The organism is Pseudomonas sp. P129 (assembly GCF_020312195.1).
In the GTDB taxonomy this organism is placed as follows: domain Bacteria; phylum Pseudomonadota; class Gammaproteobacteria; order Pseudomonadales; family Pseudomonadaceae; genus Aquipseudomonas; species Aquipseudomonas fragariae.
This window is the reverse complement of the sequence record NZ_JAGPYS010000002.1, coordinates 166,907-190,617: the sequence shown is the minus strand read 5'-3', so window position 1 is coordinate 190,617 and position 23,711 is coordinate 166,907. Positions and strand designations below refer to the sequence as shown.

General features: G+C 56.6%; 17 protein-coding genes and 6 pseudogenes. 5 read left to right on the top strand and 18 right to left on the bottom strand.

Annotated elements, in window-relative coordinates; translation table 11 throughout:
* Nucleotides 1-98 precede the first annotated feature (98 nt).
* A pseudogene (locus KBY02_RS06660) lies at nucleotides 99-683 on the bottom strand (site-specific integrase); the annotation flags it as partial.
* 1,495 nt (nucleotides 684-2,178) lie between these two features.
* On the opposite strand from KBY02_RS06660, the gene KBY02_RS06655 reads away from it, so the two are divergent.
* A complete protein-coding gene (locus tag KBY02_RS06655; RefSeq protein WP_024642949.1) occupies nucleotides 2,179-3,474 on the top strand; it encodes a tyrosine-type recombinase/integrase in 1,296 nt (431 codons plus the stop codon).
* 101 nt (nucleotides 3,475-3,575) lie between these two features.
* Here the strand turns inward: KBY02_RS06655 and KBY02_RS26410 are convergent, their stop codons facing one another.
* The 3 genes and pseudogenes from KBY02_RS26410 to KBY02_RS06640 form a co-directional block, all read right to left on the bottom strand.
* Nucleotides 3,576-3,968: an MFS transporter gene (locus tag KBY02_RS26410; RefSeq protein WP_370737600.1), complete on the bottom strand. Its 393-nt coding sequence runs from the start codon at nucleotides 3,966-3,968 to the stop codon at nucleotides 3,576-3,578.
* 418 nt (nucleotides 3,969-4,386) lie between these two features.
* Nucleotides 4,387-4,776, bottom strand: coding sequence for an MFS transporter (locus tag KBY02_RS06645; protein WP_050586788.1), 390 nt, complete (start codon nucleotides 4,774-4,776; stop codon nucleotides 4,387-4,389).
* A 268-nt stretch (nucleotides 4,777-5,044) separates the two neighbouring features.
* Nucleotides 5,045-5,938, bottom strand: a pseudogene (locus KBY02_RS06640) (acetyl-CoA C-acyltransferase); the annotation flags it as partial.
* A gap of 2 nt (nucleotides 5,939-5,940) precedes the next feature.
* Here KBY02_RS06640 and KBY02_RS06635 point away from each other — a divergent pair.
* Nucleotides 5,941-6,273 (top strand): annotated as a pseudogene (locus tag KBY02_RS06635) (DUF3772 domain-containing protein); the annotation flags it as partial.
* Nucleotides 6,274-6,433: 160 nt separating this feature from the next.
* On the opposite strand, the pseudogene KBY02_RS06630 reads toward KBY02_RS06635, so the two are convergent.
* From KBY02_RS06630 to KBY02_RS06585, 10 genes and pseudogenes are all read right to left on the bottom strand, one after another.
* A pseudogene (locus KBY02_RS06630) lies at nucleotides 6,434-7,678 on the bottom strand (OprD family porin).
* A 71-nt stretch (nucleotides 7,679-7,749) separates the two neighbouring features.
* A pseudogene (locus tag KBY02_RS06625) lies at nucleotides 7,750-9,093 on the bottom strand (MFS transporter).
* A 56-nt stretch (nucleotides 9,094-9,149) separates the two neighbouring features.
* Nucleotides 9,150-9,911 (bottom strand): 1,6-dihydroxycyclohexa-2,4-diene-1-carboxylate dehydrogenase, encoded by a 762-nt coding sequence (locus tag KBY02_RS06620; protein WP_024642953.1) that lies wholly within the window; start codon nucleotides 9,909-9,911, stop codon nucleotides 9,150-9,152.
* A 10-nt stretch (nucleotides 9,912-9,921) separates the two neighbouring features.
* Complete coding sequence (gene benC / locus KBY02_RS06615; protein WP_024642954.1) at nucleotides 9,922-10,944, bottom strand: benzoate 1,2-dioxygenase electron transfer component BenC; 1,023 nt, start codon at nucleotides 10,942-10,944, stop codon at nucleotides 9,922-9,924.
* 10 nt (nucleotides 10,945-10,954) lie between these two features.
* The gene (benB, locus tag KBY02_RS06610) at nucleotides 10,955-11,443 is read right to left on the bottom strand and encodes a benzoate 1,2-dioxygenase small subunit (protein ID WP_024642955.1); all 489 of its coding nucleotides are present in this window, start codon (nucleotides 11,441-11,443) and stop codon (nucleotides 10,955-10,957) included.
* On the bottom strand, nucleotides 11,440-12,831 hold the full coding sequence (locus KBY02_RS06605; protein ID WP_024642956.1) for a Rieske 2Fe-2S domain-containing protein: 1,392 nt from the start codon (nucleotides 12,829-12,831) through the stop codon (nucleotides 11,440-11,442). The genes benB and KBY02_RS06605 overlap by 4 nt, the downstream gene beginning before the upstream one ends.
* A gap of 83 nt (nucleotides 12,832-12,914) precedes the next feature.
* Nucleotides 12,915-13,883 carry an AraC family transcriptional regulator gene (locus KBY02_RS06600; RefSeq protein WP_024642957.1) on the bottom strand — a complete coding sequence of 323 codons (969 nt, stop codon included), beginning with the start codon at nucleotides 13,881-13,883 and terminating at the stop codon, nucleotides 12,915-12,917.
* 102 nt (nucleotides 13,884-13,985) lie between these two features.
* A complete protein-coding gene (gene catA / locus KBY02_RS06595; protein ID WP_024642958.1) occupies nucleotides 13,986-14,891 on the bottom strand; it encodes a catechol 1,2-dioxygenase in 906 nt (301 codons plus the stop codon).
* Between the two features lie 62 nt (nucleotides 14,892-14,953).
* Nucleotides 14,954-15,244 carry a muconolactone Delta-isomerase gene (gene catC / locus KBY02_RS06590; protein ID WP_024642959.1) on the bottom strand — a complete coding sequence of 97 codons (291 nt, stop codon included), beginning with the start codon at nucleotides 15,242-15,244 and terminating at the stop codon, nucleotides 14,954-14,956.
* 26 nt (nucleotides 15,245-15,270) lie between these two features.
* A complete protein-coding gene (locus tag KBY02_RS06585; RefSeq protein WP_060400589.1) occupies nucleotides 15,271-16,392 on the bottom strand; it encodes a muconate cycloisomerase family protein in 1,122 nt (373 codons plus the stop codon).
* A gap of 102 nt (nucleotides 16,393-16,494) precedes the next feature.
* Here KBY02_RS06585 and KBY02_RS06580 point away from each other — a divergent pair, with 102 nt between their 5' ends.
* Entirely contained in the window at nucleotides 16,495-17,361 is an 867-nt protein-coding gene (locus tag KBY02_RS06580) for a LysR family transcriptional regulator (protein WP_024642961.1), read from the top strand.
* A gap of 379 nt (nucleotides 17,362-17,740) precedes the next feature.
* Here the strand turns inward: KBY02_RS06580 and KBY02_RS06575 are convergent, their stop codons facing one another.
* A complete protein-coding gene (locus KBY02_RS06575; RefSeq protein ID WP_306345887.1) occupies nucleotides 17,741-18,370 on the bottom strand; it encodes a substrate binding domain-containing protein in 630 nt (209 codons plus the stop codon).
* 18 nt (nucleotides 18,371-18,388) lie between these two features.
* Entirely contained in the window at nucleotides 18,389-18,646 is a 258-nt protein-coding gene (locus tag KBY02_RS26255) for a LysR family transcriptional regulator (RefSeq protein WP_024642963.1), read from the bottom strand.
* A 345-nt stretch (nucleotides 18,647-18,991) separates the two neighbouring features.
* On the opposite strand from KBY02_RS26255, the gene grxB reads away from it, so the two are divergent.
* Entirely contained in the window at nucleotides 18,992-19,639 is a 648-nt protein-coding gene (grxB, locus tag KBY02_RS06570) for a glutaredoxin 2 (RefSeq protein WP_225650041.1), read from the top strand.
* A 329-nt stretch (nucleotides 19,640-19,968) separates the two neighbouring features.
* A pseudogene (locus tag KBY02_RS26405) lies at nucleotides 19,969-21,377 on the top strand (carboxylesterase/lipase family protein).
* A 53-nt stretch (nucleotides 21,378-21,430) separates the two neighbouring features.
* Here the strand turns inward: KBY02_RS26405 and KBY02_RS06560 are convergent.
* Entirely contained in the window at nucleotides 21,431-22,573 is a 1,143-nt protein-coding gene (locus KBY02_RS06560) for an MFS transporter (RefSeq protein WP_225650040.1), read from the bottom strand.
* Between the two features lie 265 nt (nucleotides 22,574-22,838).
* The gene (locus tag KBY02_RS06555) at nucleotides 22,839-23,633 is read right to left on the bottom strand and encodes a transporter (protein WP_032607983.1); all 795 of its coding nucleotides are present in this window, start codon (nucleotides 23,631-23,633) and stop codon (nucleotides 22,839-22,841) included.
* Between the last annotated feature and the right edge of the window lie 78 nt (nucleotides 23,634-23,711).

Here is a 23,711-nt window from a genome sequence, read left to right as displayed (position 1 = left end):
TTTCTCCGGCCTGCCGCTCCCTGAGCAGCCTTGGTTAATTGCAGGCGATCATAGCGCACTGGATCCAATGCCACGACTGGTGTGATGACTTAGGTGGGCTACGCTTGGATCGGAACAGGGCGGGACGGTCTGGCGATTTGCTTGAACTCTCGCAAGCCATTACGCCATCTGATTATGAGCTCCACTAATGAGATCGGTGTTTTATCCGTCGGGCGGCTAGGCTGTTTTGATTCAAGAGGGTGAAAGGCGGAGCAACGCATGGCATTCCCATGAGCGTCACGCCGGTTACTGCAAGTCCAAGCTCGATAGAGGTAATCTCCACACATTGCATAACGGCGCGGCATCGTCGAAGTGTCGGACCAACCGCATACTCGCCGGAGTTCGTCAGTGGCCCGCTCGAGGTCATACCCACGCTTCTCGACCAGGTAAGCCAAAAACTGGTCGGCAAAGGTGTGGCGAAAGTCATGCGCGGAAAGTGTAGGCAACAACCCCGGATGAGCCAGTTCAATAGTCAGAAACAACCGATCAAGGACGTTAGACAAAGCGCGGATCGACAGTGGGCGGCCTCGATCCGAGATGAACAAATAGCGGTACCGCAGTTTCATTGGTTTGCCGCTACGCAGCGGGCGCCGTTCGTCTTGGATATAGCGCTCATAGACCTCATACAACTGCGAGGAAATACCTACGGTCCGTCCGTGTGTTTTGAGCGCAGGCTCCTCAGCCCGTGGGTCGCCTGGATCATGTTCGCGATCATTAGCTTGAGTTGGACGTAGATGAACGGAACGAGTATGGGCAACGGCTCCGCGTTACCAGCGTGCACGAGCAGCGGAACACGCTGACCTGAAGAGAAACGGCACTGAATCAGCTTCATCGGCAGCCACCACATTGAATGACTCACCATGAACACGAAGGATATGGCCCGTTGAAAGAGTGGACGTCAGAAACGGATTTGTCGAATCAGTGGCTTAGACAGCTCATGAACATTTATGACATGACCTTTCGTTTAACATAATATACATTATGCGTAACAAAGTGTTACGTAATCTGGACCAGTGCTCAGCGCACTTCAGCAGGAAAAGGCTCCTGCCTGCACATGCTGTCGCCGGTCATTTATTAATGGACAGCTGCCGTCAGGTAATAAGCCGTTGATTCTGCTAGACAAATACAGCTTGTGCAAAAATGCGTATTCCAGATTTGGGCGTTAATCGCCGGAATCCTGTGCTCGGATGTCGGTGAATTCCCTAATGCAGGGCTTTTCCACCGATTAACGATCCAAGCCCCGGTGAACTCCAGCGATTAATAACCATGGCGCTTCACCATTTTCAACGTAAACCCGTTGATTCCTCTGGCTTACATTCCACGTCTGAATCTGTGAAACCTCGTTTCTGAAGCAAACCGTTCGGGCTCAGGTTAGCGCCACGGTCGTTTATCACCGGAAAAAGCGCCTAATTTGAGGAGAATTCCATTGAATAACGATCATGGCGCTCTGCCAAGGCCACCGAATAGTGACCATGACTCTTACCCTGCATAGCAGGAACTTCCTGTTTAACAAGGTTTTCCTGGCGTTTCCTGAAGCTGCCAGCCGATACCAAAGGCAAACGGTTTGACGGTGATTTGCCCATTTGGTCATTAATTCGTGGACTAATTACTCTGATCTCTGCAGCCAATATGCATCTGTGCGGCTTAATCCACCGCGATTTACTACAGCGTGCCGCGGTGGCGCCTATCGAAATCTCAATCGCATCGCCGCTACGTGCAAACGCCCCCTGTCGCCCCCAAGCTCAATCTGGCCAGTAGTCTCGAGGTTGCGATGCTGGCGCATTCCAAGTTTGCCGATGGTGTCACTAACGTGTGGTAATCCATACATCGTCCAACCCACAGATCAACCAGATCGCAGTCTAAGTGGGCGATGACCGGCTCTCCGGGATGCTCATCCACCGCCGCCGCGGGGTATCCCCCACCGGGAAATACGTGATGCAAAGTGGGGAATGGTCAGTCGGATGAAAGCGTCGGCGTGCTTGGCCGGCAAAGTAGAGCCGATCAATGTGCAGGATCTCTAGGAGGGCGATTTGATCTGTGCAATATCCGATAATCCCCAGACCCGGATATTGCATAGCCCGGTGTTTGCTAGGATCATGTCAGTCCTTTCATCTGCCTGCTCAAACTAATTTTATGCTTGTGCCTTCCATGCCACATCCGCTGTTTGAAACCTATGCGCGATTTGGCGAGCTCAATTTCAGTTCTCTAAAAGAAGAAAGTTCTGCCGTCACCCAGTATCTCGGGCAGTTTCCAGAGCACATCCAGGCGCTCGACGGCTACCGCTCCGTTCGCAGTTTCCTGAAGTCTTACGCGGGCAACGAGGCTACGTTCAACTCTTATCGTACCCACGTCGAGCGCCTGCTGCTGTGGACGCTGCTCAAGGCGCGAATCCCTTTGCTGGAAATGCGACGCACACATGCTGAAAGCTTCATGGAATTCTGCCTGGCGCCGGATCCCGTCTGGGTCGGGCCAGTGGTCAAATCCCGCTTCAACCGCGTCGGTGCGCGCAAGAAAACCGCGACCGATACGTACGTGGTAAACCCCGATTGGCGGCCGTTCAATCAGACAGTCTCCAAGGAAGAACGCAAGCGCGCCAAGGAGCGGAACCGCCCCGCTCTGCCTGACGCCTACAAGCTTGCCCAAGGCTCCATCGCGCAGATCTTTGCGGTGTGCGGCAGTTTCTTCCAGCATTCGATCGACGAAGGATTCTGTGAGCAAAATCCGTTTCGGGCAGTCAAGCAGAAGAGCAAGTACAAACAGCGCAACACCGATGACCAAGACACTCGGATTCTAACTTCATTGCAGTGGGACTTTGTGCTGGAGACTGCAGAGAATCTGGCTGCTGAGGACCCTCGATATGAACGCACGCTGTTCATTGTGGCAACGATATTCGCTATGTATTTACGGGTTTCCGACCTTGTCGGGCGTGATAACTGGCAACCGACAATGGGCGATTTGCGAAAGGACAGCGCGGGCAACTGGTGGTATCACGTGGTGGGCAAAGGCAACAAGGCCGGCAAGATCAGCGTGCGCGACGATTATGTCGAGAATTATCTGAAGCGCTGGCGGCTGCATCAGGGACTGGCTCCCCTGCCCGGTTTCCGCGAAACCACGCCGCTGATCGCAACTCAGCGTGGCCGCGCCGGGCTCTCTGATCGGCATATTCGTGTGCTGCTTCAAGAAGTGTTCGATCGGGCACTGGCACGCATGCAGGACGAAGGCTGGCCGGATGAAGACGTCGGCCGCTTGCGCGCCGCCTCACTGCACTGGTTGCGGCACACCTCGGCGACCTTCGATGCGCCGCATCGGGACATGAAGGATCTCCAGGTGGATCTGCGCCATAACAGCCTCAGTACTACGCAGAACGTCTACTACAACTCAGAAGATGAGAAACGGGCGTATTCGGTAAAGCGCCTGCCGATGAAAGAGCGCTGAGGCCATACGCTGGCGCTCAGAGAATCTCTCAGCGCCTTGCTAACCAAGTTGGCATCGTTGGTCAGATAAACCCCCAGCCCACGACTTTGCGGGCGAACAGATCAACGACTACTGCTAGGTGAACCCATGATGGCACCCACGCGGCCCATGCCGATCGCCCAGCCGGTAGCAGTTGCTCTCAGTGCCGTGGAGTACGCCGAAACGACCAGATAATTCAGCGCCAGCTGCTGCCCTCCTACGCCCACGCCAGCCAGAGCGACGCAGACAAAGACCAGTTGCCAGTGACTCCCCGCGTAACTCAGCCCAAGGCGTGCCACCATGCCGACAGCCAGTAGCCACAACAATACCCGGCGCAGGCTCACACGGGGCAAGAGGATCGACAGCGGTAAGGCGAAAACGATGAAGGCAGCGTTCACTGTTACCGTAGCAATTGGGGCCTGGATAGCGCTCAGGCGCAGTTGTTTAAGCACGGGCGGCAACCAGGATAACAACATGAACCACGCTACCCAATTGAACAGGTACGTCGCCCAGATCGCTAGGGTGATTCGACGTAATGTAGGCGCCAATAACACGCCGACAGCGCCGCGCTCGACAGGCTCGTCAACCACAAGCGCGGCGGCGCAATCTCGTTCAATGCCGAGAAGACGTCCAACTTGGTCGGCCGCTTGGGAGGCGCCCTTGCGAGTGATCAGGTACTGCGTCGACTCGGGTAATCCGAACAGCAAGACTTAAACCAGCATTGCAGGTGTCAGCCCACCGACGATGAGAGTTCCTTCCCAACCGATAAGAGGTAACGCGCGCGAAGCAAGAAGGCCGCCAAGCATCGCCCCTGCGGGCAAGACTAGCAGGATGCCGGTGACGGCGCGGCGCCTCGATGGCAAGTAGGTACGTACTCGCTCACAAGAGCAAGCATTACCGGCGTTGCTCCGCCCATGCCCAGTCCGGCAATGAAACGTAGGACGAGGATGGATTAAGGTCGCAGGTCCAAGCGGTGACCAGAATGGTCAGACTGAACCACACGACTGCTCCAACTACCACCGGCCGACGACCGAAACGGTCTGCCAGCGTGCCCAAGAGCATCGCGCCTAGTGCCATACCGATCACCCCGGCTGTCATTTTTGGAACCAACGCCGTGGGGGCCAGAGAGAAATTCGCGAGCATAGCAGGGCCGGTATAAGCGATGGCCGGGGTGTCGAAACCATCGAATAGTGCGACAAAAAAGCAAAGTGCAAGCACACGCACTCGCAGTGCGACAAGCGGGCGCTGGTCAATCAGCGCGCGGGGGGGTATTGCGGCATCCAAGGCGGCACCCTCAGCGTGTATTGGGACTATTGGTACGCCTGGAAACTATAAGAAAATTGCACGACAGGTCGAAATACATTTTGTATGGATGTCGATACCCACAAGGCATCACGTACAAATGGCCAGTCATGCGTGACTGACTACGCACTGCCCCATAACAAGAGCCTATGGATCAGGACGGTTGCGCCATGTCAGCGCCGCCAGGGCTGAGCTCTTTCGTATCAGCCATGACCACGAACCTGGCAATCCAGAGAGAAGCAGCCCCGACTTATGGCCGGTCGATGGCTAAAGCCACCCCTTGGCCGCCGCCAATACAAAGCGTTGCAAGGCCTTTTTTCACGTCCCGGCGGATCATTTCATGCAGGAGCGTGACCAGTACACGACAGCCAGAGGCACCGATCGGGTGGCCCAGAGCAATTGCACCGCCATTTACATTAACCTTCTGCATGTCCCAGCCTAGCTCTACAGAGACCGCTAAAGCTCGGGCGGCAAATGCTTCATTGGCCTCGAACAAGTCCACATCGCGGAGCGCCCATCCCGCTTTGCCCAGGCACCGTCGCGTCGCAGCTACTGGCCCGATGCCCATCATAGCCGGGTCTACCCCGGCATTTGCGTAGCCAGCTATGCCTGCAGCACCGGGACTCTCAGGGCAGCGGTTCTCTCAGCGCTCATAAGCATGACGGCCGCGGCGCCATCGTTGAGGGACGAGGCATTTCCTGCAGTAACAGTGCCCTCCTTTTTGAAGGCAGGCTTGAGTTTGGCTAGCGCCTCGACCGTAGTGCCGGGACGCGGTTGCTTATCGTCGATGAATTGCACTGGGTCGCCTTTACGCTGTGGCACACTGACGGGGACAATCTCGCTGCGAAACCGCCGCGATTCGATTGCTTCAGTAGCCTTGTGTTGGGAGGCGGCGGCGAAGGCGTCCTGATCTTCTCGGCTAAAGCCATATTTCTCGACCATGTTTTCAGCCGTTACGCCCATGTGATAGTCATTGAACGCGTTACGCGCCCCAGGTAGTACATACCCTGCCAGGCTCATGCTTTCCCGCCCGCCCGCCCGCTATGATGATGTCCGCATCGCCGCAACGGATAGCCTGGGCGGCGAGATGCGCTGCCTTCAAACCCGATCCGCGTACCTTGTTCAAGGTCATTGCGGGCACACCATGGCAATGCGCTGGGGGTCGTCGGAGTTACATTGACCCTTCCACTGGACACAGATGTACTGAAGATACGCGAACTACTGATTCAGGCCTTCAGCGAGCACGAGGCCATCCTCGACATTTCACCTCCATCGGTTTCGTTCAAGGACCTGACCAACTCAGGTTTGATCATCAGCGTCAGCGGTTACGTTAACAGTCCACGCTCTGTGGGGGGAGCGAGAAGCGACCTGCTGTTTACTATTCTGGGTCGCCGGCGGGAACTGGGCATCACACTGTCTACGCAGCCGAGCATAGTGCTGCTCAATGAAACGATGGACAAAGAGCACTCCGAACGGTAGGGACAGCTTCGACTAGGGCTAATGGCCAGAACAGGTGATGCAGGCACCTGCTCTGGCCCCGGTCGATCAAAAACTCCAGGTAAATAAATGGTCGCAGAAGCTAATGCCACGTATCAGATCATAGGCACCTGCCATGACGGGTATTGGCCAGCCGGCCGGCTCACAGGAGCCACCAGGTGTAGGTCAGAATCAGCCTGTTTTCATCGATGTCGCTGCGATAGTTCGACCGCGCCATGACGTTTCGCAGCCGTACACCCAGTCCGCTCAAGGTTCCGCTTCGAAATGCATAGCCAATGTCCAGGTCCCGTTCGGGTTCTCGACCTTCGTAACCGGCACCCGTAGTGACATTGTTGCCCGCGATATAACGGACCGTCGTTGTGAGACCAGCAATGCCCATCGCTGCAAAGTCATAGTCATAGCGGGCTGCCAGGAACGCTCGTCGGTGTATGCAAACTCGTAAGTCGGCACTTCGTTACCCAGCGGGGTAATATTGGCGAATACGCTTGGAAATGCACTATCGCCGTAAATTGCCTGGTAGCCTGCGTACAAGGTGTGACCTCCACGCTTGGCCGACAGCAGTGAGAAGAATGCCTGGTTATCAATCCTCCCCAGCTTTTCACTCCCGTTCTCGCTGGAGTCGAAGTAACCGAGGCTGGCACCTAGAACCCAGTCGCCAAGTGGCTGACTGTGCTTGAGACCAATGAAGGTCTGCGAATAGATGTCGGTCAGCCGGCTGTGCTAAAGGTTGATGCTGGTCTGTTTCCTGTTAAAGCTGTACTCGCCGCCAAGGTAGTCAAAAGCATCGCTGTCGGCCTGTCGTTGCGGCACATGCCCAAGCATGGCAACCATTTTTTCGTCCCCGGCTTCGTTGCGCAGGCTGGTCGTGGTCAGGTGACCTGCCTGCATGTTAATGCCACTTATCTCACTGGAACTTACGCTCACGCCCTGATAGCTCGGCGGCAGCAAACGAATGTCGCTGAAGGTCAGCACCGGAAGATTGGGCTGCAACTCTCCAACCTTGAGTTCGGTTTTTGAAACCTTTGCTTTAAGAGTTATCCCGAGACGGCTGTAATCATCGGCCGCACGACCATCGCTGTTGATCGGCAACAAACCGGTATTAACCCGGTCGGGGCTGCTGTCGAGCTTCAAGCCCGCCATCCCGAGCGCATCAACGCCAAAGCCTACTGGCCCTGCTGTATAACGTTAGAATAAAACTCTGTCCCCATTCCTCTGCTCTGGATTGCGGATTAGTGCCTTTGATCTCGGAGTAGTCGCGACTGAAATAATAGTTACGCGCCTGCTGGGTGGCGGTGGATTCCTCGACAAAGCCCTTATCTATCCTTGAAGCGGCAAATGGAACGCCCGGGACTGAAAGCCATAGACGCTGTATGGTCTGCTGATTCATGTCGTCGCTCTTATTTATTGTTATCGACAGCTATCAGCCCGGCACTAGAACGCCCGGGCTTGATGCTTACATCAGGCCTGGGCTGGCGGCGTAGGGATTGCGTCTGGTGCTGTCCTACATTCGTTGAAGGCGAACATAGTCATCGCCAGAGCGGCGATCGCACCAGGAATGGCGAACGCCAGGAAGTTCAGTTGCAACGGCAACTCGATCCCCATCAGCGCACCGCCCAGCAACGGACCAACGATCGCGCCGTTGCGGCCGATACCTGACGCCCATCCCAGGCCTGTGGAGCGAATGTTCAAGCCGTATAGCTGCGCGGTCCCGGCATACAGGAGGATCTGGGTACCGATCGTGGTTGCGCCAGCGATGAATATGAGCAGGTAAAGCACGGGCATCGGGCTTTTGATACCCAGCAAGCTGATAGATAACGCGGCGGCAAGAAAGAATCCGATCATGACTTTCACCAGATTCAAACGATCCCCAAGGCAGCCTCCCAAAATAGCGCCTGCCATGCCCCCGAAATTCAGGGCCAGCAAGAATGAAAGGCTTGAGCCCAAGCTGTAACCGGCGCCGGCCATGAGCTTGGGTAGCCATGAGCTCAGCGCATACACCATCAGCAGACAGCAAAAAAATGCTACCCAGATTGATAGCGTTCTTACGCCTAGCCCTCCTCTGAACAGCTCCAATACTGAAGCACCCTTGCTCTTGCCCTTGGCATCATCGACCTACAGGATGTCTTGCGAAGTGATCACGGTCTCAGGCGCCAGACGCTTGATTAGCATCCGCGCCTGCTCGGTACGGCCTTGTTTGATCAGAAAGCCGACGGATTCCGGAAGGTAGTGAAGGATCAGCGGCAGCAGCAGTGGAAGGGTCGCGACGAAAAACATGGACGGCCAGCCAAAGCGCGGCAGCATGTAAATACCAACCCCGGCCGATAGCATACCTCCGAGCGAATAGCCGCTGAACATCAATGCGACCAAGGTGCTACGCATTTGTTTGGGGGCGTACTCGTTCATCAATGCGACCGCGTTAGGCATTAGTCCGCCGCAGCCAAGCCCGGCGATAAAACGGCAAACGCCGAACTCGCTGGGCGTAGTGGTAAACCCATTGATAACTGTCGCCACGCTGAACAAAGCGAAACAGATAGCGATGCCTTTTTTGCGGCCGATTCTATCGGCGAGACTGCCGAATATCAGGGCGCCAAACATCATGCCGAACAACGCATAACTGCCCAGCGCGCCAGCCTGTAGAGGTGTCAGCCCCCACTCCTTCATGATGACTGGCAAGACCACACCGTAGATGAACAGGTCATAGCCATCAAAGATCAACATCAAGGCGCACAAGCCCATGATTAGCCAGTGGAAGGGCCCGAAACGGGCGCCGTCGATAATCGAATGTACGTCGATGGTCCGCATGGCATTTACTCTCATTATTTTTGTTGTGTGTGAGATACGCAGGTACTACCGTTGAGTCAGCCTAGGTCGCCACCTCCCACCGGCAGCGTCACGCCGGTGATGTAGGAAGCTTCATCTGACGCCAGAAAAAGAATCGCGCCCGCCTGCTCATCTATGGTGCCGTAGCGTTTCATCAAACTGCTGTCGATCGTCTGTTCGATGATCTGCTGATACCAGACACTTTCCTGCTCGCTTTGCGGTTGGCTATTGCGGGGGATCCGTCGCGGCGGCGCTTCGGTGCCGCCGGGCGCTGTCGCGTTGACGCGAATTCCGCTGCCGGCGGTCTCCAGAGCCAGGCAGGCGGTGAGCGCATTGACGCCACCCTTGGCCGCGCCGTAAGGCACGCGGTTTACGCTGCGTGTGGCAATCGAGGAGACGTTGACGATAGAACCACTGCGCTGTTCGAGCATGTAAGGCAATACGCTGTGGCAGCACCACAACGTGGGGAATAAAGAGCGGCGGATTTCAGCCTCGATCTCATCCTCGGCATAGTGCTCGAAAGGTTTGGCCCAGATGGTCCCGCCGACGTTGTTGATAAGGATATCTATGCGTCCGAAACGCTCTTTGGTCGCGGCCATCACCTTTGCGCACTCCGCGTGGTGCTCAAGATCAGCGGTCAACGTCAACACACGCTCATGCTGCATTTCGTGAACGATCTCCGAGCGGTCGACGGCGACAAGCAAGGCGCCCTCCTCCAGCAATCGCTCAGCAACACGCCGACCGATGCCCTGGGCTGCGCCGGTAACCAGCGCAACCTTGTCATTGAAACGTGGGTTCATTTCGGTGCCCTCAGGCTGCGTCGCCGGTGACGATTGCGTTGGGTGTGAATTTCTCGTAATGGAAGCTGGCCGGGCTGACGCTCTGATCCCTGAAATACTCGCGCACCGCGTCGACCATCGGCGGTGGTCCGCACAGGTAAACATCGACGTCGCCTCCATTGAGCACTTCCGCTGCCATGTGTTGCGTTACGTAGCCTTGTCGGGGATGGCTGGTTCCAGGATCCGCCACGCAAGTAACGAAGCTGAAACCGGACAGCCGTGCGGCGAAAGCTTTTAGAGCGTCGACCATTACCAGATCCTGATCGCGGGTCACGCCGTAGATCAGAGACACCTTTTGCTTTTCGTTGCGCTCAACAAGGACTTCGAGCATCGACAGGAACGGCGCCAGGCCGGTGCCGCCAGCCAGGAACAATAACGGCCGCCTGACCTCTCGCAAATAAAAACTCCCTAAGGGGCCGGTCATGGCGACTTTGTCAGATGTCTGGGCGCGCTCAAGCCAACTGCTCATCAGCCCGCCGGGGACGTGTTTGATCAAAAAGCTCGCGTGCTTTTCGCCGGGCAGGTTGCTGAAGGAATACGAACGCGTCTGGCCGCTGCCCGGAACTTCGATATTCACATATTGCCCAGGCAGGAAAACGGGCGGCTGGTCCAGTTCGAATCTGACTTCCAGCGCGGCATCGGCATGGCGCGTAAGCCGGCTGACGCTGGCCGTGAATTGACTGGTGCCGGTCTTGCAGGCGCTGGAGGGGACGGGTACGGCGATCACGCAATCTGACTCCGGCACCATTTGGCACGTCAGTACCTGCCGTTCCTGCACTTCCGACTCATTCAAAGCGTCTTCGATGTACTCGTCACCAAGATCATAAGCACCGCTCTCGCATCGACACTTGCAGGTGCCGCAAACACCGTCGGAGCAATCCATGGGCAGGTTGATACGCTGGCGAAAAGCAGCATCAAGCACCTTCTCGCCCGCTTTGCATTCGATGAAACGGGTTACTCCGTCTTCAAAGTTGAGGGCAATGGAATACGTCATGGGTTTGACCTCAGATGTGATAGATATCGATGACCTGATGGATGTAGTCGTTTTTCAGTACCACCTTCTTGCGCGTAATCAGTGGTTGCGCCGCCCTGACATCCAGGCGATAGAACGAGGTGCCAAAATACATATCCGTGGTCTTGTAGCGATGGCTGAGGGTTTGCCAGTTAAAACGCAGTTCCACATGTGCCGCGTCTTGGGCGAGCACTTCAACGTTGGTAATGAAATGTGCAGTGCGCGGCTCAGGAGTACTGGCGCTGGAACGTTCGGTCTTGATGCGAAACACGCGGTCCTCCAGACCGTCACGGCTGGGGTAATAGACCAGCGAAATTTCGCGCTGGGGATCGTCCGTTAGCGTGTCGTGGTCGTCCCACGCAGGCATCCAGAACTCGGCTTTCGGCGAGTAGCACTCCAACCACTCGTCCCACTGCCGGTCATCCAGCAGGCGCGCTTCACGGTAGAGAAAGGCAAGCAGGCAGTCCCGGGAAATACTCATGAGCGCTCACTCTTGTCAGGGGAAATCCGGTCGGTGGCGATCAGGTCTTTCTGTTCGAGCTCGATCGCGCGCTTCAGGCTCGCGGCCCAGTACGCATGCTGACGAACGAACAGACCTTCATCTTCGGTTTTCACACCGCTGAGCTGGGGATTCATGCCCATGGCACGAGCGTTGTCATCAGCCCCCTCGACCCATTGTTTAGCCCCGCGACTGAGGTCATTCCACATGGTCGTGGCACCCTGATAGCCGGTCTGGCAAGCGCGGAACTCTTCCAGATCATCCGGCGTTCCCATCCCACTGACGTTGAAGAAGTCTTCGTATTGACGGATCCGGGTTGTGCGGTCCTGGGCGCTTTCACCCTTTGGTGCCATGCAGTAGATAGTTACTTCGGTTTTGTCGACCGAGATGGGACGCACCACGCGGATTTGGGTCGAGAACTGATCCATCAGGTAAACGTTGGGATAGAGGCAGAGGTTGCGAGTCTGATCGACGATGAAATCCGCACGCTCTTGCCCAAGGCGTTCGGCAAGCGCTGCGCGATGGGCGTGCACCGGACGCACTTCCGGGTTGAGCAACCGGGTCCAGAGCAAGATGTGGCCATGCTCGAAGGCGTAGACGCCGCCCAGGCTTTTCGACCAACCATTGGCGTCGACGGTACGTGTGCCTTCTGCCTCGTAATTACGCCGCCCCATGGTTGCCGAGTAATTCCAGTGCACCGAACTGACGTGGTAGCCATCGGCGCCGTTCTCGATTTGCAGTTTCCAGTTGCCGTCATAGATATAGGATGAACTGCCACGCAGCACTTCCAGCCCCTCGGGCGCCTGATCGACCATCTGATCGATGATGATCCGGGTTTCGCCCAGGTAATCGCTGAGCTCTGGAACCCCCTCACTGAGGCTGCCAAAGAGAAAGCCACGATAGTTTTCGAATCGGGCCAGACGCTTGAGGTCGTGAGAGCCATCGCAATCGAAGCTATCGGGATAGGCACCGGACTTGGCATCTTTGACTTTAAGCAGTTTGCCGGCGTTGCTGAATGTCCAGCCATGGAACGGGCAGGTGAACGAACCTTTGTTCCCCTGTTTGCGTCGACAAAGCATGGCGCCACGGTGTGCGCAGGCGTTGACCAGCCCGTGTAGCGCACCGTGTTTGTCGCGGGTAATGACAACCGGCTGACGGCCGATGTAGGTGGTGAAGTAGTCGTTGATCTCAGGTACCTGGCTTTCATGCGCGAGGTAGACCCAACTACTTTCATAAATATGCTTCATCTCCAGCGCGAACAGTTTCGTGTCAGTGAAGATATCGCGGCGGCAGCGGAAGACCCCGGTAGCGGGATCTTCCTGCACGGACTCGCTGAGTTGAAGGGCGAGTCTGTCGAGATTGCTGATCATGGGGAGGCCCTCGGTTGCTCTTGTATCAGGCCCCTCACCCTACGTGTTCCTCCATGGCACCAATATCCGCTCGCTGCAATTCACTATCCGCCTGGCGCAACATGCTGATGGTGACGCCGCCAGGTCTGTGAAGGCAGCTCGCCAAAGCGCTTACGATAGGATTCGGAGAAGCGTCCCAGATGGATAAATCCGTGGTTCAGCGCGACTTCGGTAACGCTTCGGGCAGTGGCCGCTCGCAGCTGCGCATGCACCCGTTCCAGCTTTCGCTGGCGCATATAGTCTCTAGGGGACAGCCCGACCTGTCGCTCGAACAGCGTGTATAGAGACCGCTCGCTGACCCGGGCGACCGCCATAAGCTGCTCGACGCTGATGTCCTCTACCAGATGTTCCTCAATGAACTCCCGCACGCGATCGAAACCACTGCTCTCATCAGGTCGTGGTAGCACTCTCAATACGTTGCTTGTCAGCTGAGCTAACAGCTTATTGGCGACTATCCGCTCATAAAGAGACTGAATCTCACCTTGGGCCGCATTCTCGGCCTCGTGACAAACCAATCCCAACAACTGGACGAAACCACTCATCGCACCCACTTCGTGGCGCTCGACAGCGAAGCGTATACCCTGCGCCGGCAGCGTCCAGTGCTGTTCTAGGCAAGCGTTTTCCAACAGCCTCACCGGTACCTTGACGATAAATTTCTCGCAGTCTGCCGAGTACGTCAGGTCAACTGGATCATCCGGGTTGATTAGCAGAATCTCGCCAGCGCGGAATGTCTGCTCCTTCCCCCGGGCGGCAGATCGGCAGTGTCCCTGAAGCAGAATTTGCAGATGATAGATGGTTTCCAGCGCAGCAGATGTAACCCGTACCGGCGCGCCGTAACTGATGCGGCATAGGTCCAGGCTGGAGAACGTACGATGGCTGATGCTCGCTTCAGGGCGACCTTTGGGTGGCAGGCGGATGCGATGGCTGCCCACATGTTGGTTGACGTAATCCGACACGGTGTACGCATCCGCACGGTCGAAAATTTGACTGCGCTCACTCAGTAACACGGTCATGTTCGCGCCTCTCTTGTTGTTTTATTCAAGGCCGGGCTGAAGCCACTGAGCCTCCGACAGCAGTCGCTGCTGAGGCTCAGTGGCTTCAGGTGAAACGGTAAATCAGACTTCCAGCGCCCTTGCGCGCTCAGGACGACTTTCGTCTTTTGGAGCTGCAGAAGGTTGAAGGACGAAATTGAACTCGATATCTGCGCGCGGGCCATTTGCATCGTCGCTGAAACGAATCTCAGCGATCAACTCATCACGGGTCGCGTAAGCGAAGTCATCGTGCAGGTACTTGTCCCCCGCCAGATTGATCTGAGTTGTCAGGTGACGATATCCAGGTGCAGAGATGAAGAAGTGAACGTGCGCGGGACGCTGGCCGTGACGTCCCAACTGGTTAAGCAGTTGCTGGGTGGGCCCGTCCGGCGAGCAGCCGTAGCCCGAGGGCACGATACTCTGGAAGCGGTAGCGTCCTTCAGCATCGGTCAGGATCCGGCGGCGGAGGTTGAATTCGGATTGGGAAGGATCGAAATAGGAGTAGGTCCCTTTAGTATTGGCGTGCCAGACATCGACAACCGCATCGGCCAAGGGCTTTCCGTCAGTACCGCGCACCTGACCGGTCATGTATAACACGGTGCCGGGATCCTGGCCGTCGTCCAGGCGAGCGAAGTGTTCCGAGAGAGGAGCACCTGCAACGTAGAGGGGGCCTTCAATGGTCCGTGGGGTGCCGCCGACATGGCCGGCCTGAGCATCTTCAGCGTCCATCAGCATGTCCAGATAGTGCTCCAGACCCAGACCTGCAGCTACCAGCCCCGCTTCCTGACGACTGCCGAGATCATTCAGGTAATTGACAGCCTTCCAGAACTCCTCCGAAGTGATCTGCAAATCCTCGATGATCTTGACCGAGTCATTCAAAACACGATGGACGACGGTTTTCATTCGCTGGCTTCCGGTTGGCTGATCGAAGCCGGATGCTTTCTCCAGGAATTGCTGTACTTCAGCGGTTTGCGAGATACGAACGGTCATGGCTTGTGCCCTCATCAATACTCATTGTTATTGTCGATGTCAGTGCTTCAAATTAGGTGGACTCAACGGTCGTCGGTATGGATCGAAGATGGATGTCGGCACATCGGCGTGACCTCGATTTCCATGTAGGGATACAGCGGCAGCTGCATCAAGGTGTCGTGCAGCGCCTGGTTGTCCTGCACGTCAAAGACGCTGACGTTGGCGTAGAGCCCGGCAAGCCGCCAGAGATGGCGCCAGGTACCTTCGCGTTGCAGACGCTGAGCGAGTTCTTTTTCGTCGGCCTTGAGTTGAGCGGCCCTCTCCGCTGACATATCAGCAGGGAGTTTGACGGTCATGCGTACGTGGAAAAGCATGTCGTGGGTGTCCTCTTTATGGCAGATCAGCGGCGCGCAAAGCGCGAAAGACGATGTTCGTCCAGTTCGATGCCGAGCCCAGGCGTACGTGGGACCATCAACTGAAAGTCACGATAAACCGGGGGCTCGACCAGGATATCTTCGGTCAACAAGAGTGGACCGAAGAGCTCGGTATGCCACTCAAGCTTGTCCAGCGTCGCAAAAGCGTGAGCGGCAGCCAGCGTTCCAACACTGCCTTCGAGCATCGTGCCGCCATACAGCCCGATACCTGCTGCTTCGGCGATGGCGGCAGTCCGCAAGACAGCCAGAGGCCCACCTGTCTTGGCGATTTTCAAAGCGAATATCGAAGCGGCACCCATCTGTGCCAAGGCAAAGCTGTCTTGGACTGATTCGATCGCTTCATCGGCCATCAGCGGAATGGGACTGTGGGCACTAAGACGCACCATGCCCGGATAATCGTAGCGGGACAAAGGCTGCTCGATGAGCTCAACCCCAGCATCGGCCAGCCGTCGACATGCCCGTACGGCCACAGCTTCGCTCCACGCCTGGTTTATATCGACTCGCACGCTGGCCCGATCGCCTAGCGCGCGCTTGATAGCGGCAACATGTGCAATGTCACGAGCTGGCTCTCCAGCACCGATTTTCAGCTTGAAGTGGCGATGGCGACGCATATCCAACATGCGTTCAGCTTCTTCAATGTCCAGGCCGGTATCACCGCTGGCCAGCGTCCAAGCCACTTCCACGCCATCGCGCACTCGTCCGCCGAGCACCTCCGCCACAGGCAAACCCAGGCGTTTGCCCTGTGCATCGAGCAGTGCCGTTTCAACTGCTGAGCGCGCGAATGTGTTGCCTCGAATGGCACGATCAACGCGTTGCATGGCAGCGTTGAGGCTACTGGCATCTTGCCCAATCAACAGGGGGGCGAACCATTTATCGAGGTTGGTCTTGATGCTTTCCGGGCTCTCACCAGCGTACGCCAAGCCGCCGATAGTAGTCGCCTCACCGACGCCGACGATGCCGTCGCTGGATTGAATCCGGAGGATGACCAAGGTCTGGCCGTGCATCGTATGCATCGCCAGCTTATGCGGCCTGATAGTAGGAAGGTCTACGATTTGGGTATCGAAGCGTACGATGGTGATAGCAGTCATGAGCGTTCCGTCTGCGTTGTGTTTGTTCTTGAGCAGAGGTTGACGCTGGTGAAGCGGAACGTCCAATATTGATTAAGTCTCGTTTCATACCCTGGAGGTATCGTGGAACTTCGGCATTTACGCTACTTCCGGGTGCTGGCCCAGACCCTGAACTTCACCCGTGCCGCCGAGCAATTGAATATCGCTCAGCCGCCGCTGAGCCGGCAGATACAGCAACTTGAAGATGAGCTAGGCGTAGCGTTGCTGGAGCGATCCAGACCGCTAAGGCTGACTGAAGCCGGCCGGTTTTTCCACGAGCACTCCAGCCAGTTACTTGAACAGCTGACGCGTATCGGGGATGACACTCGACGCGTCGCGGAGGGCGAGAAACGCTGGCTCGGGATCGGTTTTGCACCTTCGACTCTGTACGGGGCCCTACCTGAGCTCATCCGTCAGCTACGGGGCTTCGGTGATCTGGAACTAGGCTTGTCAGAGTTGATCACCCTGCAGCAGCTGGAGGCCTTGAAAAGTGGGCGCATCGATATCGGCTTCGGAAGAATGCTGCTCGACGACCCGACCATCACACAGGAGATCCTCCGCCAGGATCCGCTGGTGGCCGCCCTGCCGGCGGGCCACCCGTTACTGTCCGGGCCAGCCACGCTTAAACAACTGGCGGCCGAGCCTTTTGTTCTCTATCCCGGCACACCCCGTCCCAGCTACGCAGATCACGTGCTCGGAATCTTCGCTGCACAGGGGCTGCGGATTCGCGTGGCTCAGACGGTGAACGAAATGCAGACCGCCATAGGCCTGGTCGCTGCAGGCATCGGCATCACGCTGGTGCCCGCCTCGGTTCAAAGGCTCCATCGCGACGACATCGGCTACACGCCTCTATCGGACAGCAGCGCCACTTCGCCAATCGTTGTGAGCTACCGGGCCGGAGACGTATCCCCTGTCCTGCAGCAATGTCTTCGACTGCTTTCCAGCAGATGAACTAGGTATTACACGAATCGGCTGCGAGCTGCGATCAGCAGGGTTCATCAAGGCGCAGAAACGGACCCCAAGGACACCGTATCGCTGCGTTGCCGCAGCACTCTCTTCCACCGCTCACATTCTGGCCCAGACCACGTGCAAGCAATGAAGAGCGGAGCTTATGGCAAGCACTGGCAGCCCGCTCGCGTCACGCGTTGAAGCTGCTGCGGCTGACTCCATTCAGCACTCCATCATAGCGCCCGATTGAAATGTTCAATGCATCAGACCAGTTCAACCCCCTCCGTTTGGCTATGCGCACAGCCTCATCTCTACCGACGTGTTGCCGATTTACTTCAATCCGTTTCTCGACATACGCATATTCCGGTTTCAGCAAATAGCATCACCGACTCGTGCCTGGGGAAATACTACATGCGTCCAGCAGACATGGCAGACGCCGGCGACAATACTCAACATAAGTGCGCACTACGGCAGAAGGATGGCAATGCGCCGGATATAGAAGGTTCAAGGAAAACTCAGGCAGCACATGGTCCGGAAGCAGAGGCACAAGTAGCCCTTGTTTGATGGCGTCCTTGACTATAAAAGGGGGCAACTCGGTGACTACATTCCCTGCCACTGCACTGTGCAACAGATGCATGCTGTCATTCGTTGACAGCACTACGTTGGGCTCCAAGATTACGCCTGGAAATCGCCACGTCCCGGTCATGTTTGTTCCCAAAGTCCATGTCGCACAGGGGAACCGGTTTAGGTGATACGGGTTCTTCGGCGTCCCGTGCGACGCGAGCAGGCGCGGACTTGCGACCAAGATATGGCGATAGTCAAGCAGGTGTCTTGCAACCAACGATTCGTGTTCCACTCTGCCCACACGAAGCGCCACGTCTACGCCATCCTCCACAGGGTGAACCCGGCGCTCTGTCGAGAGAAGGTGAACACGGATATCGAGATGATCTTTTTGAAAATCCGACATCAGCTGCCACCAGGGCGAAAACGATGGAGGAACTGAAAGCCGCAACTTCCCTTTGATATGGGCCTAATCGCTTTCCAAGGCGTCGCGCCCTTCCTGCAACAGCTCCAGGCCTCGGCTCGCATGCTCGAAAAGACGTGTCCCAGCTTCGGTGAGCTTTACACCCTTGGCCGAGCGCTCGAGCAATTCAACTGCGAGTGTCTGCTCAAGCGCGCGGATTCTCCTACTTACAGTAGGTAGCGGCCCCCCCAAACGTTCAGCGCCTGCGGTCATACTCCCAGCCTGGACGATCGTAACCAGCATCTGCAACGCATTGAGATCCATGGAAAGCTCCTCTCATTCTGAAAGGCAATGTCTCATGAGTATACATTCCCTTTCAATCATGCGGCCGTTAGAGTGTTGTTTCGTCTTACGGATAATCCCCTGTGCGGACGGCTGTCCTAGTAAACGGCAACACCGTGCTGTCCATAGGCGCCCGCCCTCAGCGCGCCTTCCAATGGCACGGGAGTCGCATGCAGCCAATCTTTCTTCATGCAATACGCGGATTCAAGTCTGGTGCGTGATGCTGCACATGGCATAGTAGCGGCCCGGGTTTACACGCTTCGGCCCGCACTCAGACTGGTGCACGGTAAGCCGCTGTCGATCTCGTTTACAACCTGGAACTCAAACATGATTAAGCTCTATGTGTACGATCACTGCCCGTTTTGCGTCAAAGCCCGGATGATTTTCGGGTTGAGGCAGATAGCGTTCGATCTAGTCATTCTCCTGAACGACGACGAGGCTACGCCTATTCGTATGATTGGCAAAAAAATGGCGCCCATCCTTCAGGATGCTGACGGCTACCTGGCCGAGAGCATGGATATCGTGGCGCATGTTGATGGCATGTCTGGCACCAGGTTGTTGTCTGGCCCTGGTAACCAGTCAGTGGCTCACTGGAACAATGCTGCCGCCGATTCACTCTTTCCGCTGGCGCTCCCCCGTTGGGCGGCCGCAGACTTTGGAGAGTTCTCTACCCCGGCTGCGCGGGCGTACTTCACCAGAAACAAAGAGCGAATTATCGGACGGTTCGAAGAGCATCTGGATGCCAGCGCCGACTATATCGCCAACCTTAACCGCCATCTGCTGGCGCTTGAGCCTTTGATTCAATCCCCGGATGCGGTGAACGGCGAGCTTTCGAAGGACGATATTCATCTTTTTGCGACGTTGCGGAGCATGTCAATCGTGCGGGGCATAGTCTATCCGCCTGCAGTCGAGGCTTATCGGATGCGGATGGCCGAGCTTAGCGGGGTCGATCTTCATGATCACATTGCGATGTAGCGATGTTAGCGACGTGCTAACCACAATAAGGTCAGCAAGCTTACGACACGACTGTTCACACTGATCCGACAGCGGTGGCAACGTTCGCCCCTGGAAGCACTTGGTTCAGCGTTCAAGTAATGTCCTTTCAGTAGCTTGAGGTGGATCGCCAACGAAGGGGCGGGTCGCCCTTCAACCATTATTCAAGGAAATGTATGCTCCGGAAAAAGTTGTCTTGCTTTATTGCGGCCGCAGGGATGCTGTCGTTCGGAGCCGCGAGCTATGGGACTACGATTCACGTCGCTTAAGGGACCTTAAGCGGATCCAGCGCCGACGGCGTCGACAGCTATCTGGGTGTTCCCTATGCGGCTGCTCCTGTCGGATCGAAAAGATGGAGAATGCCGTCGCCAGTACCAGCTTGGCAGGGCGTGCGTTCGGCCACCCAATTCGCGAGAAGCTGCGGGCAAGACATCAGCGGTGGGTTCGGTCCCTATGCTAGCGAGTACATGGTGCCTGAGGGTGTCAGCGAAGACTGTCTTTATCTCAATATTTGGCGCCCCTCCAAGCGTTCCAGCACGCCGCTGCCGATCATGGTGTGGATTCCTGGTGGAGGATTTACGTCAGGCTCGGGTTCTGTGCCCATCTACAATGGAGCGCCGATGGCATCTAGGGACGTCGTCGTTAACATCAATTACCGACTTGGCGTCTTCGGTTTCCTTGCACATCCGGAATTGACCAAGCAAGGCCAAGGCTCCGGTAACTTCGGGTTTGCCGACGTTATCGCTGCTCTGGAATGGGTAAAAGAAAACGCCGCTGCACTTGGCGGAGACGGGAACAGGATTACCCTTGCGGGCCAGTCGGCGGGCTCCATGGCGATCCACGATATGATCGCCAGCCCAGCAGCGAAAAACCTGTTTGCCAGGTAATACCACAAAGTGGTCCGGGTATGGGCCGACCGCCGATGTCATTGGCCGAAGCCGAAACGATAGGGCAACAACTCCTCAAGGCCGCCAAGGTTTCGTCCCTCGCTGAGTTGCGCGAGCTACCGGCCGATCAGGTAAGAAAGGCAGAAAAAAGCCTTGGCCCAGGCCTCCTTCGTTTTGCGCCAGTCATTGACGGCGATCTGATCCCGCATGACCCATACAACAATGCGGTGGGTTCGTACGCTGACACGCCGATTCTGGCTGGAATGAACGCCGACGCATCGTTCAGTCTTCCGCCTGAAGATCTGCCAGCCTTACGCGCTGAATTAAGGGCGATGTATGGCGGCATGACGGATCAGCTCGATGCCTTATACAGCACTCAGGCAACGAGCGACCCGAGGTCGACCGCGAAGGAAATTCGCCGTGACCGTGGCTTGGCGTCCACCTGGCTTTGGGTCGCTGGTCGAGCGCAATCGAGTCGTCAGCCGATCTACCTGTATCTGTTCGCGCACGTCGAACCAGGCACCGAGCAGTGGGGGGCATTTCATACGTCAGAAGTGCCCTATGCACTCGGCAATTTGAGTGTTCCAACCGCTCGCGTGTTTTCCGACAAAGACAAGAGAGTTTCAGACCTGATGTTAGGTTACTGGGAAAACTTCGTGAAAACAGGCAACCCCAATAAATCCGGGTTGCCCCTATGGGCGGAATTCGATATCGACAACCCCTTGATGATGAGACTTGATTCCAATCCTCGCATGCAGTCAATGCTCCCCTCGCATAAGCGGCGATTTTACGAGCAGTTCATAACCAGAGGGGGTCAGCTGTCGCTCTTCTGATACCAGGGTCGCGGGGTTCAGGGCGGACGTCACGCTGTGGCCCCCGATCGCGTCTATTCCCCTACATACCGGTTACGTCCGGCCAACACAGCAAAAATGACTTGTAGGCAGGCAGCCGCAACCAATGTCACTAAAGGGAGCTCCCAGCCGCCGCTTAGTGCATGCAGCCAACCTGTCAGAAAAGGTCCACAGGCGCCGAGGCCGTATCCCACGCACTGCGCCATGGCAGACAGGGCGCTTGCCTGATGGTGGTCGCGCGTACGCAAACCGAACAGGCTGAGGCAAGTCACCATCGACATACCCGCCCCCACTCCAGCGAACGCTAGCCAGACCAATGAAAATGATGGCGCCAGAAGTAAGCCGGAGATACCAACGACGATGGTTAATGAACAGATACCTCCCGGCACGCGCTGATCGTCCAAGCGTTTGATGGCTGCCGAGGTTCCCAGGTTTGCTAGCACGGCGATAGCTTGGTAGACAAACAAGTAGGCACCTGCCTGGGAAGCGTTTACGCCCCCCGACGCCGCCATGGCTGGAAACCAGTCAATGAGGGTGTAGAAGGTCATGGTCTGTAGTGCCATGAAAATGGACACCTGCCAGGCGATGCCGCTGGACCAGACGCTGTTACGCCGGACAGAGGCCACGGCAGCAGTCTGCGGATGCGCGGCTTTGGCATGAGGCCACCAGCAGACAACCGCGATGAGAGCCAGTAAGGTCCAAACGCCCAGTGATACCATCCACCCATAATTCGAAAAGCCCGACAGTGGCGCTGCGATCCCGCTTGCCAAAGCGGCCATCAATGCCATCGTCGCTGCATAAAGGCCGACACACAGCGCTGCGTGACCAGGGAAGTCACATTTGACCAGCGGCACAACGAGCACGTTGGCTACGGCGATGCCAGCCCCGATGCTCAACGTCCCCAGCCATAGACCAGCGTACCAGCCTGCGGAAGGAACCAGGCAACCCAAGGCAATAAGGACAAGAGCGCCCAGCAGCGCACGCTCAAGCCCAAGCCGGCGAGTCAGCCAGGGGGTCAAAGGAGACACACCTGCGAATATCAGAAGAGGAAGCGCATTGAGCAACCCGGATGCAGTCGAGCTCACCCCGAAATATTCTTGCACCTGAGACAGGACAGGCCCCAAAGAGGTGATGGGGGCGCGCAGATTGGCTGCAATGAGTAAGATACCCAGCAGCAAGGAAGATCCGAATACAGTGGTTTCGACCCGAACGGTCGGGGAGGAATTTGACATTTTACCCACGCACGACAGAGGGATGAAGGCATCCCATGTGTGCGTTGGTAGACGTTAACGCTTACGCAGAGCGTCCGCAAACGCCATGTCTGGGACGGAGGGTATCAAATTGCGCTCTCATCGCAAAGCCTTGGGGCACGTGGCGACATTTATGATAACGGCGCAGTAAAGTCCTGAGCCGCGCTCGAGCTCCTCGGTCAGGGCCCGTAACTTAGAGCGGAATAGTCAACTTGAGCCAATACGCCTCCCCTTCCGGACGGTTGCGGACGTCGCTCTCTTTCTGCCATTTAGCCTTCAAAAACCAACCCGAAGTGCCGGTGTACTTGATCGATGGGCCGATAGCAAAAGCGCGTCCTCGGGCGTTACTGACCGAGTCTCCATCTTGACGGTCGTCGGTGGTCTGCCGATACACGTACCCCCCGACACCGACTATCCAACCGTTCCCCAGCCCCCATCCTAGTGAATAGTCGGCGTGTGCTTCCTGGCCAGAACGATAATCGGTGTCCCGGTTTCGCTGGTTGAAGTCATACATCATCTTCAAGTCAGCATTCAATCCGGCAGGGTCAACATACGAGAACCCCGCGATCGGCTCGATTGCCCAGTAGTTGCGGCCGATGTTAGCCAGGTCACCACGATCGTACTCACCGGTTGGAGCAAAAATGTCTATCGCATATATCGCATGAAAGTTTTGGCTGTAGTGATACCCCAGGGCCGGTCCAAAAATGATATCCCCCATACCGGACTTGCGTTGATGCTGCCCATTGATCTCGACCTTGAGGTCCACCAACGGCACATTCAGGTGAAAAGCAAGATCACCGTCAAACAGCTTTTGGCCCGTGACCCAGATCAGGCGGGGAGCAATAACATCTGCGCTTAGACGAAAATCGTCAACTGCCTTGTCACCACTGTTATCGAGCAACCGGTCGGCGCGATAACTTTCGGCAAACACTTGCCCATAGAGGCCCGCGGGCGGCATGGCGCCCGTCAGGTAGTTTTCAGCGCACATGGGGTAGGAGGACCCCCCCTCCTTCTGTAGCGTGCGCACTTGGCAGGAAGGCCGCCGAGGCGACCCCAACCAGGGTGA

Bases quoted from the DNA above. Each gene is read 5' to 3' on its own strand.
- KBY02_RS26410 (WP_370737600.1), bottom strand. From the start codon at position 3,968: ATGTTGTTATCCTGGTTGCCGCCCGTGCTTAAACAACTGCGCCTGAGC.
- KBY02_RS06620 (WP_024642953.1), bottom strand. From the start codon at position 9,911: ATGAACCCACGTTTCAATGACAAGGTTGCGCTGGTTACCGGCGCAGCC.
- benC (WP_024642954.1), bottom strand. From the start codon at position 10,944: ATGACGTATTCCATTGCCCTCAACTTTGAAGACGGAGTAACCCGTTTC.
- benB (WP_024642955.1), bottom strand. From the start codon at position 11,443: ATGAGTATTTCCCGGGACTGCCTGCTTGCCTTTCTCTACCGTGAAGCG.
- KBY02_RS06605 (WP_024642956.1), bottom strand. From the start codon at position 12,831: ATGATCAGCAATCTCGACAGACTCGCCCTTCAACTCAGCGAGTCCGTG.
- KBY02_RS06600 (WP_024642957.1), bottom strand. From the start codon at position 13,883: ATGACCGTGTTACTGAGTGAGCGCAGTCAAATTTTCGACCGTGCGGAT.
- catA (WP_024642958.1), bottom strand. From the start codon at position 14,891: ATGACCGTTCGTATCTCGCAAACCGCTGAAGTACAGCAATTCCTGGAG.
- catC (WP_024642959.1), bottom strand. From the start codon at position 15,244: ATGCTTTTCCACGTACGCATGACCGTCAAACTCCCTGCTGATATGTCA.
- KBY02_RS06585 (WP_060400589.1), bottom strand. From the start codon at position 16,392: ATGACTGCTATCACCATCGTACGCTTCGATACCCAAATCGTAGACCTT.
- KBY02_RS26255 (WP_024642963.1), bottom strand. From the start codon at position 18,646: ATGGATCTCAATGCGTTGCAGATGCTGGTTACGATCGTCCAGGCTGGG.
- grxB (WP_225650041.1), top strand. From the start codon at position 18,992: ATGATTAAGCTCTATGTGTACGATCACTGCCCGTTTTGCGTCAAAGCC.
- KBY02_RS06555 (WP_032607983.1), bottom strand. From the start codon at position 23,633: ATGTGCGCTGAAAACTACCTGACGGGCGCCATGCCGCCCGCGGGCCTC.